Source organism: Bradyrhizobium guangdongense (genome assembly GCF_004114975.1).
Lineage (GTDB): Bacteria > Pseudomonadota > Alphaproteobacteria > Rhizobiales > Xanthobacteraceae > Bradyrhizobium > Bradyrhizobium guangdongense.
Genome location: NZ_CP030051.1, coordinates 6,936,166 through 6,949,869, shown reverse-complemented (window position 1 = coordinate 6,949,869; position 13,704 = coordinate 6,936,166). Strand labels below are relative to the sequence as shown.

General features: G+C 63.0%; 13 protein-coding genes. 7 read left to right on the top strand and 6 right to left on the bottom strand.

The genetic code is table 11. The annotated features are described in order from the left end of the window. Positions 1-26: 26 nt before the first annotated feature. Positions 27-998: an ABC transporter permease gene (locus tag X265_RS33310; RefSeq protein ID WP_128968666.1), complete on the bottom strand. Its 972-nt coding sequence runs from the start codon at positions 996-998 to the stop codon at positions 27-29. A gap of 714 nt (positions 999-1,712) precedes the next feature. Between X265_RS33310 and X265_RS33305 the strand changes: the two genes are divergently transcribed. Beyond that, positions 1,713-3,326, top strand: coding sequence for an acyl-CoA synthetase (locus X265_RS33305; RefSeq protein ID WP_128968665.1), 1,614 nt, complete (start codon positions 1,713-1,715; stop codon positions 3,324-3,326). Between the two features lie 19 nt (positions 3,327-3,345). Here X265_RS33305 and X265_RS33300 read toward each other — a convergent pair whose 3' ends face one another. Next, positions 3,346-4,539, bottom strand: coding sequence for an MFS transporter (locus X265_RS33300; RefSeq protein WP_128968664.1), 1,194 nt, complete (start codon positions 4,537-4,539; stop codon positions 3,346-3,348). A gap of 185 nt (positions 4,540-4,724) precedes the next feature. Here X265_RS33300 and X265_RS33295 point away from each other — a divergent pair, with 185 nt between their 5' ends. The 4 genes from X265_RS33295 (at position 4,725) to X265_RS33280 (ending at position 9,182) form a co-directional block, all read left to right on the top strand. After that, the gene (locus X265_RS33295) at positions 4,725-5,528 is read left to right on the top strand and encodes an MBL fold metallo-hydrolase (RefSeq protein WP_128968663.1); all 804 of its coding nucleotides are present in this window, start codon (positions 4,725-4,727) and stop codon (positions 5,526-5,528) included. Positions 5,529-5,675: 147 nt separating this feature from the next. Further along, a complete protein-coding gene (locus X265_RS33290; RefSeq protein ID WP_128968662.1) occupies positions 5,676-6,695 on the top strand; it encodes an alpha/beta fold hydrolase in 1,020 nt (339 codons plus the stop codon). 15 nt (positions 6,696-6,710) lie between these two features. Then, on the top strand, positions 6,711-7,676 hold the full coding sequence (locus X265_RS33285) for a fatty acid desaturase (protein ID WP_128968661.1): 966 nt from the start codon (positions 6,711-6,713) through the stop codon (positions 7,674-7,676). 273 nt (positions 7,677-7,949) lie between these two features. After that, on the top strand, positions 7,950-9,182 hold the full coding sequence (locus X265_RS33280) for an EAL domain-containing response regulator (protein WP_128968660.1): 1,233 nt from the start codon (positions 7,950-7,952) through the stop codon (positions 9,180-9,182). Between the two features lie 54 nt (positions 9,183-9,236). Here X265_RS33280 and X265_RS33275 read toward each other — a convergent pair whose 3' ends face one another. Continuing rightward, positions 9,237-9,470 (bottom strand): hypothetical protein, encoded by a 234-nt coding sequence (locus X265_RS33275; protein WP_128968659.1) that lies wholly within the window; start codon positions 9,468-9,470, stop codon positions 9,237-9,239. A gap of 137 nt (positions 9,471-9,607) precedes the next feature. Next, entirely contained in the window at positions 9,608-10,588 is a 981-nt protein-coding gene (locus tag X265_RS33270) for a helix-turn-helix transcriptional regulator (RefSeq protein WP_128968658.1), read from the bottom strand. A gap of 86 nt (positions 10,589-10,674) precedes the next feature. Here X265_RS33270 and X265_RS33265 point away from each other — a divergent pair, with 86 nt between their 5' ends. Together X265_RS33265 and X265_RS33260 are read left to right on the top strand one after the other, a co-directional pair. Next, positions 10,675-11,319, top strand: coding sequence for a glutathione S-transferase family protein (locus X265_RS33265; RefSeq protein ID WP_128968657.1), 645 nt, complete (start codon positions 10,675-10,677; stop codon positions 11,317-11,319). A 15-nt stretch (positions 11,320-11,334) separates the two neighbouring features. Continuing rightward, on the top strand, positions 11,335-11,769 hold the full coding sequence (locus X265_RS33260) for a DUF6157 family protein (RefSeq protein WP_128968656.1): 435 nt from the start codon (positions 11,335-11,337) through the stop codon (positions 11,767-11,769). A 3-nt stretch (positions 11,770-11,772) separates the two neighbouring features. Here the strand turns inward: X265_RS33260 and X265_RS33255 are convergent, their stop codons facing one another. Beyond that, the gene (locus X265_RS33255; RefSeq protein ID WP_128968655.1) at positions 11,773-12,558 is read right to left on the bottom strand and encodes an enoyl-CoA hydratase/isomerase family protein; all 786 of its coding nucleotides are present in this window, start codon (positions 12,556-12,558) and stop codon (positions 11,773-11,775) included. Between the two features lie 12 nt (positions 12,559-12,570). After that, complete coding sequence (locus tag X265_RS33250) at positions 12,571-13,680, bottom strand: cyclic nucleotide-gated ion channel (RefSeq protein WP_128968654.1); 1,110 nt, start codon at positions 13,678-13,680, stop codon at positions 12,571-12,573. Positions 13,681-13,704: the final 24 nt, after the last annotated feature.

Genomic DNA, 13,704 nt, shown 5'->3' with positions numbered 1-13,704 from the left:
GTTGTCATTGTCGTTGTTGTGGTTATTCAGATATCGCCCTGCTGTGCCGTTTCTTCGTTGCGCGGATTCAGGAAAGAGTCCGTGATGACGGCGAGCAGCAGGACCACGCCTTTGATAAGATTTTGCCCGGCGTAGGAAATGTCCATGATGGTCATGCCGTTGAGCATGGTGCCGATCAGCAGCGTGCCGATGATGACGTTCAGCACGCCGCCGCGGCCGCCTGACAGGCCGATGCCGCCGAGCACGACCACCAGGATCACGTCGTAGATCAGCGTCGAGTTGAAGACGCGGGTCGGCATCGAATTGACCGATGCGGCCATCACGAGGCCCGCGAAGCAGCCGATCAATGCAGCAATCACATATTGCAACACAATGATGGGGCGCGAGGGCATGCCGGTGACGCGCGCGGCGTAAGGATTATCGCCGATCGCGTAGATGTAGGCGCCCCAGCGCGTCTGGCGCAGCAGAAAGGCGACCACGATGCATGCCATCGCGAACATCACGATAGATGTGGGAATGCCGAGAATAGTGCCCTGTCCGAGCCGCTCGAAGCCATTCATGCCCGCGCTCCATTGCACCACGTCGAGCTGGAACAGCGCTGCCTGTCCCAGCCCGGCGAGCAGCAAGCCTGTCGCCAGCGTCGCAAACAGCGAGGGGACCTCGGCATAGGCGATCAGCCAGCCATTGACGAGGCCGAAGGCAATCGTGAGCAACACGGCGATCAGCAGCGAAAATGGCAGCGAATGGCCGTTCTGCACCATCTGGAGCACCAGCCCCGGCGGCACGGCAAGCGCTGCGATCAGCGAGATATCGATACCGCGGCCGATCACGACGATGGCCATGGCAAGGCCGAGGATGCCGAGCACTGCCACGTTCTGAAGCAGCGTCAACATATTCTCCGCTGTCAGGAAGCCATTCAGGAAGATCGAGAAGACGAGAAAGAGTAACGCAAAGACGGCGAACACGATCTCTTGCTGATTGAATCGAAAGCGCTTCATCGTCTGGTCCTTCCCGCGTTCGATGGGGGCGCCAATCGCCTTGGCCGCGAGCGTGCGACGGTCATGCGTCTGTTGATGCGCGGGCTGCGCGATAATGCGGTGCTCGCGAAGCGGCCGAAGCCCGACAGGTCATGCTTGCTGGAGATCATAGGGTCGGCGCCGACAACAGGTCGGAGACCTGCAGCCGCGAGCGGCAGCTTCTCCACGCAAATGGAGTCGCGGCGACGTTCCAGAAGGCGCGTGCACGGCGCTTCTGTCGAGAACGCGTTGGTCCAAGGCCGTCGGCGCGCGAAAGTCACGCTGCCTCCCCGATTTCTTCCCGGACCTTGTGGCGTTGTTGTTGATCCAGGCGTGGGCTTTACACCCTTGTCGCCATTCCTAGCGCAGAGAGCGGCCATCCGCAAAGAGAACGAAGCAGAATTTTCCGGGAGGCACGCGTGCATTTTCCCGTGCCGCGCAATGTCATGAGCTCGCGTGCCTCGAATGCAAGCAGGTCCCTCGGCCGGTGCGAAGGTTATCATCCGGCGCCCAAGGCTTCGTCGGCTGGTGCTGCGCCCGCGCGAATGTGCCTTGTCGAGCCGACAATTCTTGCGTCATGACGCCAACGTGGCTGCGATTTGACGAGGCTCGCAGCGCCGACTACGGTTTGCGCAAACATGAAAAGTGCGCGGAAGTCGAACGCCGCGCGGCGTCAAATTCCTTGGGGGAATGGAAATGTCGAGCGATACCACGGCCACCATCGCAAAAGCGCGCGAGCATTCGATCGGCGATCTGCTGCGCCGCTCCGCTGGCCGCGACCCTGACAAGCTCGCGGTGAGCTGCGGCAGCGTGAGCTGGAGCTTTGCCGAAATGGACGCGATCTGCAACCGGCTCGGCCGCGGCCTGCTGGGGCTCGGCGTCAAGAAGGGCGACCGCCTCGCGGTGCTGTCGCGCAATTCACATGCTTTCGCGGCGCTGCGTTTCGCCGTGGCGCGGATCGGCGCGGTGCTGGTGCCGATCAACTTCATGCTCAATCCGGACGAGATCAACTTCATCCTGAAGAGCTCCGGGGCAAAGCTGCTCGCGACCGGCCCCGATTTCGTCGAGCCGGCGAAGGCGGCGAGCGCCAAGGACTGCGCGGTCGAGAAGATGATCTGGCTGCCGGGCGAGGATCCGGCGGCGGCGCCGGCCGGTCTCTCCACCTTCGAAGATCTGCTTCATTCTGACAGCTCGTACCTGGAGGCGTCGGTCGACAGCCGGGATCTTGCGCAGATCGTCTACACCAGCGGCACGGAATCCCTTCCCAAGGGGGCGATGCTGACCCATGAAGCCGTGATGTGGCAATATGTGAGCTGCATCGTCGACGGCGGCATGAGCGTGGACGACAAATTCCTGCACGCGCTGCCGCTCTATCATTGCGCCCAGCTCGATGTCTTCTTGGGGCCGCAAATCTATCTCGGCGCCTCCGGCGTCATCACCGGCAAGCCGACCGCCGACAACATCCTCGCCCTGATCCAGACGCACAAGATCACCTCCTTCTTCGCGCCCCCGACGATCTGGATCGCGATGCTGCGTTCGCCTGACTTCGACAAGACCGATCTCTCGAGCCTGCAGAAGGGCTATTACGGCGCCTCGATCATGCCGGTGGAAGTCTTGCTTGAATTGCAGCGACGCCTGCCCGCCGTGAAATTCTGGAACTTCTACGGCCAGACCGAGATCGCGCCGCTTGCGACCGTGTTGCGGCCTGAGGACCAGCTTCGCAAGGCCGGCTCGGCCGGCAAGCCCGTGCTCAACGTGGAGACGCGGGTGGTTAACGCGTCGATGGAAGACGTGAAGGTCGGTGAGGTCGGCGAGATCGTGCACCGCTCGCCGCATCTGCTCTCCGGCTATTACAATGATCCGGTCAAAACCGCGGCGGCGTTTTCCGGCGGCTGGTTTCACTCCGGCGATCTCGCCACCGTCGATGACGAGGGTCACATCACGGTGGTCGATCGCGTCAAGGACATGATCAAGACCGGCGGCGAGAATGTCGCCAGCCGCGAGGTCGAGGAGATGGTCTATCGCATCCCCGGGGTTTCGGAAGTCGCCGTCGTCGGCTTGCCTGATCCGCGCTGGATCGAGGCGGTCACCGCGATCGTCGTGGTCAAGGCCGGCGAAACGCTCGACGAAGATACAGTCATCAAGCATTGCGCCGGTCAGATGGCACATTTCAAGGTGCCGAAACGGGTCATCTTCGTCGACGCCTTGCCGAAGAACCCGAGCGGCAAGCTGCTCAAGCGCGAGCTGCGCCAGCGCTTCGTCGGCGGTGAGACGCTCGACAAGGCGATCCAGAAGAATTTTGAGACGTGAAGGGTCTTTCTCCTCGCGCTCAGTACTTCTTCACGTGGGCCCCAAAGACCAGCCACAGCGCCGTTGACGCAAGGCCAAAGCCGCCGAGCAGCAAAAAAGTCGGGCCGTAGCCGATCCATTGCGCGATCCAGCCTCCGAGTGCGGGACTGAGGCTCGCGCCGACACCTTGCACCGTGATCACAGCGCCCTGGCCGAGATTGATGCGGCCGGTGCCGTCGAGCGACCGCGCGACCATGCCGGGGACGGCGACCGTCTGCAGTCCGGTGCCGATTCCGTCGAGCACCTGCATCGGCACCACGCCCCACCATCCCGTGACGAAAAACGCCAGCACGCCTCGGATCGGCAGAAACATGAAGGACACCAGGATCACCGGCCAGTAATTGCGCTTGCTTGCGGCCTTCATCGCGATCAACGAGGTCACGACCATGACGCCTTGCGCAATGACGACGGTGGTCGCGACGAAGCTCGGACCATTCGCCTGGCCCTGCGCAACCGCCGCAAGGCCATAAAGCGGGACGATCGCTGCGTTGCCGAGATGGAAAAGGGCGAGCGCAAGCGCCAGCACCAGGAGAGGCTTGTGCTTGAGAAGGACGGACATGGCATCCGGCGGGTTCTTGCTCTCATCCTCCTTGCTGCCGCGAGCCTGGCGATCGTCGATGGCTTTCGCTGGTATCATCAATACGCAAGCGATCGCGATGGCGCCGAACACGGCCGCCAGAACGAACACGGCGACATAGCCGAATTTATAGCCGAGATAGCCCGACAGTGCCGCGCCGACCATGTTGCCGGCGTGGTTGAAAGCCTGGTTGCGCCCGTTCAGCGCGTTGAAGCCCTTTTGCTTGGCGATACCCAGTGTGATGCCGGTGACCGCCGGAACGATCGCCGCGCTCGCCAGCGACTGCGCGATCTGGGAGACCGTCACCGCCCAGAAATTCTGCGAGATCAGGATGATCGCGGATGCCAGCACGACGCAGATGCCGGGGATGACGACCCACAGCCGCTTGTTGCGGCTGGAATCGATGAACCCTCCGATCGGCGTCGTGACCAGCATGCCCGCGACATTGCCGATCGTCAGCGCGGTGCCGATCAGACCGGTGGCCCATCCGCGCTCCTGGAGGAACACGCCGACAAACGGCCCGATACCGGACTGCATGTCCGCCATGAAGAAGTTGACGGCGAACAGAGGCCAGATGCGGGAGGGGCGCGATGTCATCGATACGCTAAATGTGATGCTTCAGTTCGCATGTGATCTCATGCGAGCTGCCTGACGGGACCGGCGATTTGCGCCGGGGCGGACCCGAAAGTAACCTGCGTTAATCGCGATGGTTCCTTGGCCCTTGCGGCTCGATGATTGGGATGTCACCTCTTACACCAAGCTCCATCTTTCGGATCACAGCGATGCCTCTCTGGACCTGCGAAACCTGCGGCGCCCAATTCCCGGATAGCGGAAAGCCGCCCACATCCTGTCCGATCTGCGAGGACGAGCGGCAATACGTGAATTGGAAAGGGCAGACCTTCCTCGCGCGCGAGACGCTCGCCGAGCGTCACCGCCTCGTCTGGCGCGACGATCTCGGCCTCAAGGGCATCGCGCTCGAGCCGAGCTTTGCCATCGGCCAGCGCGCGCTGCTGGTTGGCGATGGCGCGGGATGGGTGATGTGGGATTGCATTCCGCTGGCGACATCGGAGGCGGTCGCGCATGTCAGATCGCTCGGCGGGTTGACGGCGATCGCAATCTCGCACCCGCATTATTATGGCGCGCTTGCGGACTGGAGTGAGGCCTTTGGCGGCGTCCCGGTGTATCTTCATGCCGATGACCGCCGATGGGTGACGCGTCCGCATCCCTCGATCGTGCACTGGAGCGGCGATCAGCATCGCATCTCGGACGATGTCATGCTGCTGCATACCGGCGGCCATTTCGCGGGCGCGACCATGCTGCACCATGCGCGCGGCGCCGACGGCAAAGGCGCGCTGCTGACCGGCGACATCGCGCAGGTGACGATGGACCGCAGGTTCGTCAGCTTCATGTATTCTTATCCGAATTACATGCCGCTCAATGCCGCCGCGGTACGGCGCATCGCTGCGGCCGTCGAGCCGCTGGCCTTCGACCGCATCTACGGCGCCTGGTGGGGGCGCAACATTGCTTCAGGCGCCAAGACGGCCTTCGCTTTATCAGTGGAGCGATACATCGCCGCCATCGCTTGAGCCGGGCGGCAGCCAGAATTCTGTTTGCCTTGATCTATTATTGTACTATAAGTACAGTTATTGAGGCGCGGCGCAACGATGCGTTTTTCGGTCCGGCACGATCAATGCATTGCTGTTGCGGTGGGCCCGTGAACGGGAGTTGGACGCATGACCGGGCAGCGCGACTACGAGATATTTGAAGCCGGTGACGTCACGCTGCAATCGGGCGCTGTCTTCCCTGCGATGAACCTCGCCTACAAGACCTACGGCTCGCTGAATGCGGCCAAGGACAACGTCATCCTCTATCCCACCTCGTTCAGCGCGCAGCACTTCGACACTGAGTGGCTGATCGGCCCCGAGGGCGTGCTCGACCCCACCAACTATTTCATCATCATCCCGAACCTGTTCGGCAACGGCCTGTCGTCCTCACCGTCAAATTCCGGCGGGGCACCGTTTCCGGAGCTCACCTACCACGACGCGATTGCGGTCCAGCAGCGGCTGCTGGCCGAGCGCTTCGGCGTTACAAAACTCGCGCTGGTCTATGGCTGGTCGATGGGCGGCATGCAGGCCTATCACTGGGCTGCGCTGCATCCAGAGATGGTCGCGCGTGCGGCGGTGGTCTGCGGCAGTGCGCGTTGTGCGCCCTACAATCACGTCTTTCTGGAGGGTGTGAAGGCTGCGCTGACAGGCGATCCCGCCTTCCGCGACGGCCGCTTCGTCGAAAAGCCCGTCGCCGGCTATCGCGCCATGGGCCGCGTCTATGCCGGCTGGGCGATGTCTCATGGCTTCTATCGCGACGAGCTCTGGCGCGAGGCGGGCTTCACTTCGCTGGAGGATTATCTCGTCCGCAACTGGGACACGACCTTTGCCCGGCGCGACGGCAATGATCTGCTGGCGCAGGTCGGAATCTGGCAGCGCGGCGACATCAGCCGCTGCACGACCTTCGGCGGCAATCTCGACCGGGCGCTGGGAGCGATCAAGGCTCACATGCTGCTGATGCCGGGCGCGACCGATCGCTATTTCGACGTTCGCGACAATGAGGATGAGCTTGCAAGACTCGTCAACGCGAAATCGGCTGTGCTGCACCCGATCCCGTCGCCGCACGGCCATCGCGCAGGCAACCCCATCAGCAATCCGCGTGACAAGGCCTTTCTCAAGGCTGAGATCGCAGCGCTTCTCGCCAAGTAAGACAGGTATCCGCTGATGACAGATGCGACTATTTCGGAGCCCGGCCATCGCCTGAAGCCGCTGAGCCCGGCCATGCTGCGCGAGCTCTCAGTGCGCTCCAATCTCAGGGGCGCGGCGCAGAGCCTTGCTCACTACGGAATGATCGCGCTGGTCGGCGCGTCGATCTGGACGGTGTCTTCGCGTTACGGAATCATCTGGGCGCTGCCGCTGATGGCAGTGCAAGGCTATCTCGTCGCCTTCCTGTTCATGGCGGTGCATGAGACCGCGCACAAGACCGCCTTCAGGAGCCGCAGCCTCAACCTCACGGTCGGCTATCTCTCGGCCTTCATCATTGGGTTGCCTTACGAATATTACTGCCTGTTTCACTGGGACCATCACCGTTACACCCAGGACCCGGAGAAGGACCCGGAACTGATCGTCGGCGTGAAGCCTGCATCCGACGCGCAGCTCGCGCTCGCCTATAGCGGATTGGTCCAGGTTGCCGGCCGGCTGTGGCTGATGCTCGGTCACGCCGTCACCGGCAAGGTCGTCGTGCCCTGGATCCCTAATAACAAGCGCGCCACCACCGTTGCCGAGGCGCGAGCCTATGTCGCGCTCTATACGCTGCTGTTCGCGCTCTCGTTGTGGCTTTCGTCGGCGCTGCTGCTGTGGATCTGGATCGTGCCGCTGCTAACAGGACAATTCTTCCTGCGGCCCTATCTCTATGCCGAGCATACCGGATGCGAGCGCACCCGCAGCGCCTTCCAGAACACCCGCACCACCTATACCGGCGCGCTCGTCAAATGGATTGCGTGGAACATGCCCTACCACGTCGAGCACCACGCCTATCCTTCGATCCCGTTTCACGCATTGCCCAAACTGAACGAGATCGTCGATGGCGAGATCGTCTATCGCGGCCGCGGCTATCTCAGGACGACGCGCGAGACCTGGGCCTGGTTTCGCCGGCATTGGAAGAGTGGCTCGCGACCGTTGCCAGGGTAGCGGCTTCTTGAAGCCTGTCATGCGTTTGCCGGCTTCCGACAGCAAGCTTTACGATCTGTTCATCGCGCGCGACGATCGCCGGATCGCTCAATCGCCGCACGCCCCGGCCGCGCAAAAATCTCTATTGAAGTCAACGTGTTGTTCGCAGCCGAAACGTAATTAACGAATTCTTGCGGATCGAGAAAGTTTTAGCAGTCTTGTATTCACGACGAGGTGAGCCGGTCATTCTAACTCTCCGCGCATCAAGGCCGCGGACGTCAGGAGAGATTGGCAATGAGCGCGACAAGAAGACGTCTTCTGGTGGTCGACGACGATCTGGTGCAACGGGTCTTGATTAGCAAGATCGGTGCGAAGCTCGGCTACGACACGGTGGTTGCCCCGTCCTTTGACGCAGCAACCGACCTTCTGCTGCGCGAAACCTTCCAGATCATGGCGCTCGACTTGTCGCTTGGCGAGCGGGATGGGGTTGAGCTGCTGCGCTTCGTCGCCGAGAAAAATCTCCAGGCGATGTCGATCGTGGTCATCAGCGGCTGCGACGATAGCATCATGAAGGCGACGCGCCGGGTCGCAAATGGCCTCAAGCTGTCGATCGGCGGCTGCCTGACCAAGCCGCTGGACCTCAATCGCCTGCGCAGCGCTCTGGAATTACCGCAGCAGTTGCCGCCGGCTGCGAAATCCGCTTCGCCTTCACACCAGATCACGCCGGAGAGGATTGTGCTTGGCCTCGCCAAGAACGAGTTCTTCGTCGAATTTCAGCCGAAGATCGCGCTCCAGACCGGAAAGGTCGTCGGCGCCGAGGCGCTCGCGCGCTGGCGTACCGCAGAGTACGGCATGGTGCCGCCGTCAATCTTCATCCCGATCGCGGAGCAAGCAGACCTGATGCGCGAGGTGACCGACTGTATCCTGTCGTCGGCGATGTCACAGGGCCGCAAGCTGATCGAGCGCAATCCGGGCTTCACCATCGCGGTCAACATCTCCGGCTCCCTCTTGTCGGACCTGACTTTGCCCGAGCGGATCGAGGAGATCCTGCGCTGCGAGAACGTCCCCCCGTCAGCGCTGATGGTGGAGATTACCGAGACGACTGCGATGGCGGATGTCGATCGTGCCAACGACATTCTGGTGCGGCTGCGGATCAAGAAGATCGGCACGGCAATAGATGATTTCGGTACCGGCTATTCGTCTCTTACGGCATTGGCGCGGCTGCCGTTCAGCGAGCTGAAGATCGATCAGTCCTTCGTCAAGGGCTGTGAATCCGACGAGGACATGATGAAGATCGTCGACGCTTCCGTCGCACTGGCGAAGGCGTTCAACATGAAGGTCGTGGCAGAAGGTGTCGAAAGTCCTGAGGCGCTCGAGATCATACGTCGGATCGGCTGCGACGTCGCCCAGGGCTTCTTCTTTGCACCTTCGCTGCGGCGTTCGCGCGCCGAGCGATGGATATCGCAGCGCAATTCAAGTGCGGACGAAGGGTTAGCGTCCACAACGCCGACAGCCCTCGCGAGCTGAGACGACGAATCCCGACCGCGGAGCGGTCGGGATCAGGTCGAGCAACGCGCGGATTCAGTAGATCCCGTAACCGCAGACGTTCACGACGCGCACACGCAGGCCGTGGCGGGTCTGGACGACGCGCTCCTGGTAGCAATTGTTGATGCCGGTGTTGACGTACACCCCGCCAAAGCCCCAGCCGGGACCCCAATAGTGGTGGAAGCCGTGAGCCGAAGCGGCGGTGGGCGCGAGAGCAGCAGCGCCGAGCGAACCGGCGGCGATCAGACCAAGAGCAAGCTTACAAAGCATCTTCATTCTCCAGTGTGGCACAAAGCCGTTGTTGTGTCCCTGCTCCTCGGTCGAAGCGACGCGTGAATGCGTTCATGCGCCAGAGGGAGAATCGTGTTTCAGGATTGTTTCGTGAGCGAGGGCGAAATGCGCCGCCGTCAGGCTTTTCGCGCCGCGCGATAGCGCAGGGCCATCGCCTGCGTCATCTCGGCCATTTTCTCGCGGAGGTGTGCGGGTTCGAGCACTTCGGCTTCGGCTCCGAGCCGTAGCAACTCGGCGGCGGCGTGCCATGAGGTCTTGCCGGTCGGCACTCTGGCGATGCGCCAGCCGTCTGCGTCTTTGGCCTCTTCGATCTGCGTGCGTGTCCTGACATACGGCTGGCTCAATGCGTCGAGCAACTTCACGCCCAGCGGCGATAGCCGCACGACCGCGACGTCAGGATGCATCTCGGCCTCCAGCCGCAATGTCGCATCCTGCCAATAAGCGGCGAGATCGAAACCGGTGGGACGATCGAAGCGCTCGTCGAGCGCCGTGCAGTCCAGCACGCGCGCGACGCGATAAGTGCGCACGTTGCCGTCGACTTGCCCTGCGAGGTACCAGCCGCCGCCCTTCAGCACGAGGCCGAGCGGGGCGACACGGCGCCGCTTCTCGGCCCGCCAGCTCTGGTAGCGGATCCTGATGAACGTCTCGCGCAGAGTCGCGCCGGCAATCGTGCGCAGATGTTTCGGTTGCTCCGCCTCGCCGAACCAGCCCGGCGCATCCAGATGGAAGCGCTCCTGCATGCGTCCGGCGTCTTCGCGCAGATTCGCAGGCAGCGCCGCCATCAGCTTGTTCTGCGCGGCGATCATCGCCGCATCAAGCCCCAGCGCCGCCGCGGGGCCGGGGAGCCCTGCGAGAAATAGCGCACCCGCCTCGCTCGGAGACAGTCCGTTCAAGCGCACGCGATAGCCATCGAGCAGGCGATAGCCACCCTCCGCACCGCGGTCGGCGTAAACTGGAACGCCGGAGGCCGCGAGTGCATCGATGTCGCGATAGATCGTGCGCACCGAAACCTCGCAGGCCTCTGCAAGCTCGGGCGCAGTGACCTGCCCCCTGGCCTGGAGGGTGGTGAGGATCGACAGCATCCGGCTCGCGCGCATGACTTCTTAGATCATACCTGACACAGGATGTCAGGTATTGTCGGCTACAACATGGGCCATCGCAGCCGGCCCGAGGGAGACCCGCCATGACCGATCCGAACCGCATCACCTTGTATTACTCGCCGCAGAGCCGGGCCACCGGCACGCGGGTGCTGCTGGAGGAGCTGGGCGCGCCCTATGATCTCCACGTCCTCAACATGAAGGCCGGCGAGCAGCGGCAGCCGGCCTATCTCTCCATCAATCCGCTTGGCAAGGTACCGGCCGTCAGGCACGGCGAGGCGCTGGTGACCGAGCAGGTGGCCATCTTCATCTATCTGGCCGATCTGTTTCCGCGGGCCGGGCTCACCCCGGCGCTCGACGACCCACTGCGCGGTCCATACCTGCGCTGGATCGCCTATTATGGCTCCTCCTTCGAGCCGGCCCTGATCGACAAGTTCATGCAGCGCGAGCCGGCACCGATCACGCAGTCGCCTTATGCGGATTACGACACCATGCTGGGCGCGCTCGAGGCGCAGCTGTCGAAGGGACCGTATCTGCTCGGCGAGCGCATGACCGCTGCCGATATCCTGTGGGGGGTTGCGTTCAGTTGGACCATGATGTTCGGCATCGTGCCTAAAAAGGACGTCTTCGTTCGCTACGCCGAGCGCATCACCTCGCGGCCGGCGTTCCAGCGCATCACTGCGGCGGACGAGGAGATGGCGACGCAGCATGCCGCGGCCGCGGGAGGATGAAGGGCCGAACCTCACATGATCAAGCCGATCCATACGACCAATTGTTTCGATACGTTCATCCAGATTGCCGAGGACTGTCCGGCTCGCTCCGGCGAGGAGCCTCCGCCGCGGGCAGGGCGGCCGACGGTGGCCGGATTGCAATATGCGATGATCGCGAATGCACCTTACAGGTACACGTCCGACGACGTCGTCTTCGCGACCTCAGCGCAAGGGCGTGAACTTGGAGCCAAGGCGACCAGTTCGGAAAAGAACGCGGCACGCGCTGCCTTCTTCTCGCGCGGACAGGCCTGCATGCGTGCCTCAGGCCTCGGCAAGCGCTACGGTTGGGGTGTGCACGCTGACGGCGAAGGCCGTATCGCGATCTACGCAGTCGACAGCGATCGCTATCAGGTCCTGTCGCAGGATTCAAAGCTCACGCAAACGCGCGCGATGCGGTCGAAGCGGAAGTGAGCTTCAAAACCGCGGTGCCCGCTTCTCGGCAAACGCCTTGATGCCTTCCTTGATCTCGTCGCCGCGCATGCTGTCGCGGTGGCGTTGGTCGGCAGCTCGCGCATCCAGCTCGCCGCGGGCGAACTCGTTGATCGCGCGTTTCATGCCGCGCATCGCGATGGGCGCATTGCCGGCGAGGATGCTGGCGAGCCTGTCGACCTCCTCATCGAGTGTCTCCTCCGGCACCATGGCGGTCAGATAGCCGATCCGCAGCATCTCCGGGGCGCTGATCTTCTGCGCGGTGAGAAACAGCCTTTTTGCGTTATCCACGCCGAGCCGCGTCACATAGCGTTGGATGCCGCTCCTGTAATAATGCAGCCCGAGCCGCGCCGCCGGCATGAACATCTCGGCGGTGTCGACGCCGATGCGGAAATCGCAAGCGAGCGCGAGGTCGGTCGAGCCGCCATAGACGCCGCCATTGAGCCGGCAGATCGTCGGCACGCCGAGATCCTCCAGACGGTTGACGACGATCTCGAAGGCCGAGCCTGCGCTCTGCTGCTCGGTGGCGCTCACCGCCCGCTCGGCGACGGAGTTGAGGTCATAGCCCGCCGAGAATGCGCGCCCCGTTCCGGTCAGCACCAGCGCGCGGATGTCGGGATCAGCCTCGACCCGGTCGAACAGCTTGACCAGCTCGCCGAGATCTTCCGCCTGAAGGCGGTTGAGATGCTTTGGCCGGTTCAGGCGGATGGTCGCGCGGGCGCCATTGATTTCCAGTACTGGGGGGCTTGCCGCGTCGGCTGTGTCCGACATTCTTGTCTCCACTTACTTGTTCTCGAGCGCGCGACGTTTCGCCTCGGCGTCGATGGTCTGGGCCAAATCAGGGTGCCGCGCCATCAGCACGCGGAAATCGACGAGGTCGAGGACCAGCAGCCGCGACACCTTCGTGGTCGAAACATTGGCCCCCCTCATGTTGTTGCCGAGCAGTGCCATCTCGCCGAAGAAGGCGCCTTCGCCGAGCTGGACCTTCTTGCCGGGCAGGTCGACCTCGACCGCGCCGGCAGCGATGAAATACATGCAGTCGCCCTGCGTACCCTTGCGGATGATCATGGTGCGCGCCGGCAGGTCCATCGTGCGCAGCATGTGGGTGACATCGGCAATGGCCGCCGGTCCTAGCGCAGCGAAGAACGGGACCTTGCTGACGGCCTCCCAGGTCTTGAGGAAATTGTCGCGCCGCGTTTCCGCCGCGAACCCGGTTGCCAGAATACCGGTCCAGAGACCGAACACGCCGAGGCCGGAGATCATCACCAAAGCCGCCACCATGCGCCCAAACGGCGTGATCGGCACGACGTCGCCATAACCTGTGGTGGTCAGCGTAACGACCGCCCACCACAGCGCGGCCGGGACGCTGCCGAATGTCTGAGGTTGCACGTCCCGCTCCAGGAAATACTCGGCGACGGAGGCGAGGAAGACCACCATCAGGAAGATCACGAGCACGCTGACCAGCGGGCCTGATTCTAGCACGAGCACCCGGCGGAGTTGGCGCAGGCCGGGAATGCCCGGCACCACCTTCAAGACCCACAGCACGCTCAGCAGCCAGGCCGTTCCGGGCTCGGCGCCGAGGATCAGCGCGACCGGCACGGCCAGCGCCCCCAATGCGTCGACCAGCCCGGCCGAGGAGGACATGTAGAGCGCCAGCCGCCTCTGCCGCGTCATGTGCCGGAGCCGGACCAGCCATTCGAATATGAAATAGCCCAGGCAGATCCAAAGCAGGACATCCACCCAGCGGTGAGCCGTCTGGTAGGCCTGATCGACCGTCAACAACACCATGCTGAGGACACCGACGGTCACCGCCACATAGGCCGCCTTGGTCATGTTGCGGCCGGCGGTCGCGGCCACGAACTGGGCCAGAGCGGGGAACATCGGCTTGGACATGCGGGATGGTGGCTCGGTCTTGAT

Excerpts from the sequence above, each read along its gene's own strand:
- X265_RS33310 (WP_128968666.1), bottom strand. The coding sequence starts at position 998 with ATGAAGCGCTTTCGATTCAATCAGCAAGAGATCGTGTTCGCCGTCTTT.
- X265_RS33305 (WP_128968665.1), top strand. The coding sequence starts at position 1,713 with ATGTCGAGCGATACCACGGCCACCATCGCAAAAGCGCGCGAGCATTCG.
- X265_RS33300 (WP_128968664.1), bottom strand. The coding sequence starts at position 4,539 with ATGACATCGCGCCCCTCCCGCATCTGGCCTCTGTTCGCCGTCAACTTC.
- X265_RS33295 (WP_128968663.1), top strand. The coding sequence starts at position 4,725 with ATGCCTCTCTGGACCTGCGAAACCTGCGGCGCCCAATTCCCGGATAGC.
- X265_RS33290 (WP_128968662.1), top strand. The coding sequence starts at position 5,676 with ATGACCGGGCAGCGCGACTACGAGATATTTGAAGCCGGTGACGTCACG.
- X265_RS33285 (WP_128968661.1), top strand. The coding sequence starts at position 6,711 with ATGACAGATGCGACTATTTCGGAGCCCGGCCATCGCCTGAAGCCGCTG.
- X265_RS33280 (WP_128968660.1), top strand. The coding sequence starts at position 7,950 with ATGAGCGCGACAAGAAGACGTCTTCTGGTGGTCGACGACGATCTGGTG.
- X265_RS33275 (WP_128968659.1), bottom strand. The coding sequence starts at position 9,470 with ATGCTTTGTAAGCTTGCTCTTGGTCTGATCGCCGCCGGTTCGCTCGGC.
- X265_RS33270 (WP_128968658.1), bottom strand. The coding sequence starts at position 10,588 with ATGCGCGCGAGCCGGATGCTGTCGATCCTCACCACCCTCCAGGCCAGG.
- X265_RS33265 (WP_128968657.1), top strand. The coding sequence starts at position 10,675 with ATGACCGATCCGAACCGCATCACCTTGTATTACTCGCCGCAGAGCCGG.
- X265_RS33260 (WP_128968656.1), top strand. The coding sequence starts at position 11,335 with ATGATCAAGCCGATCCATACGACCAATTGTTTCGATACGTTCATCCAG.
- X265_RS33255 (WP_128968655.1), bottom strand. The coding sequence starts at position 12,558 with ATGTCGGACACAGCCGACGCGGCAAGCCCCCCAGTACTGGAAATCAAT.
- X265_RS33250 (WP_128968654.1), bottom strand. The coding sequence starts at position 13,680 with ATGTCCAAGCCGATGTTCCCCGCTCTGGCCCAGTTCGTGGCCGCGACC.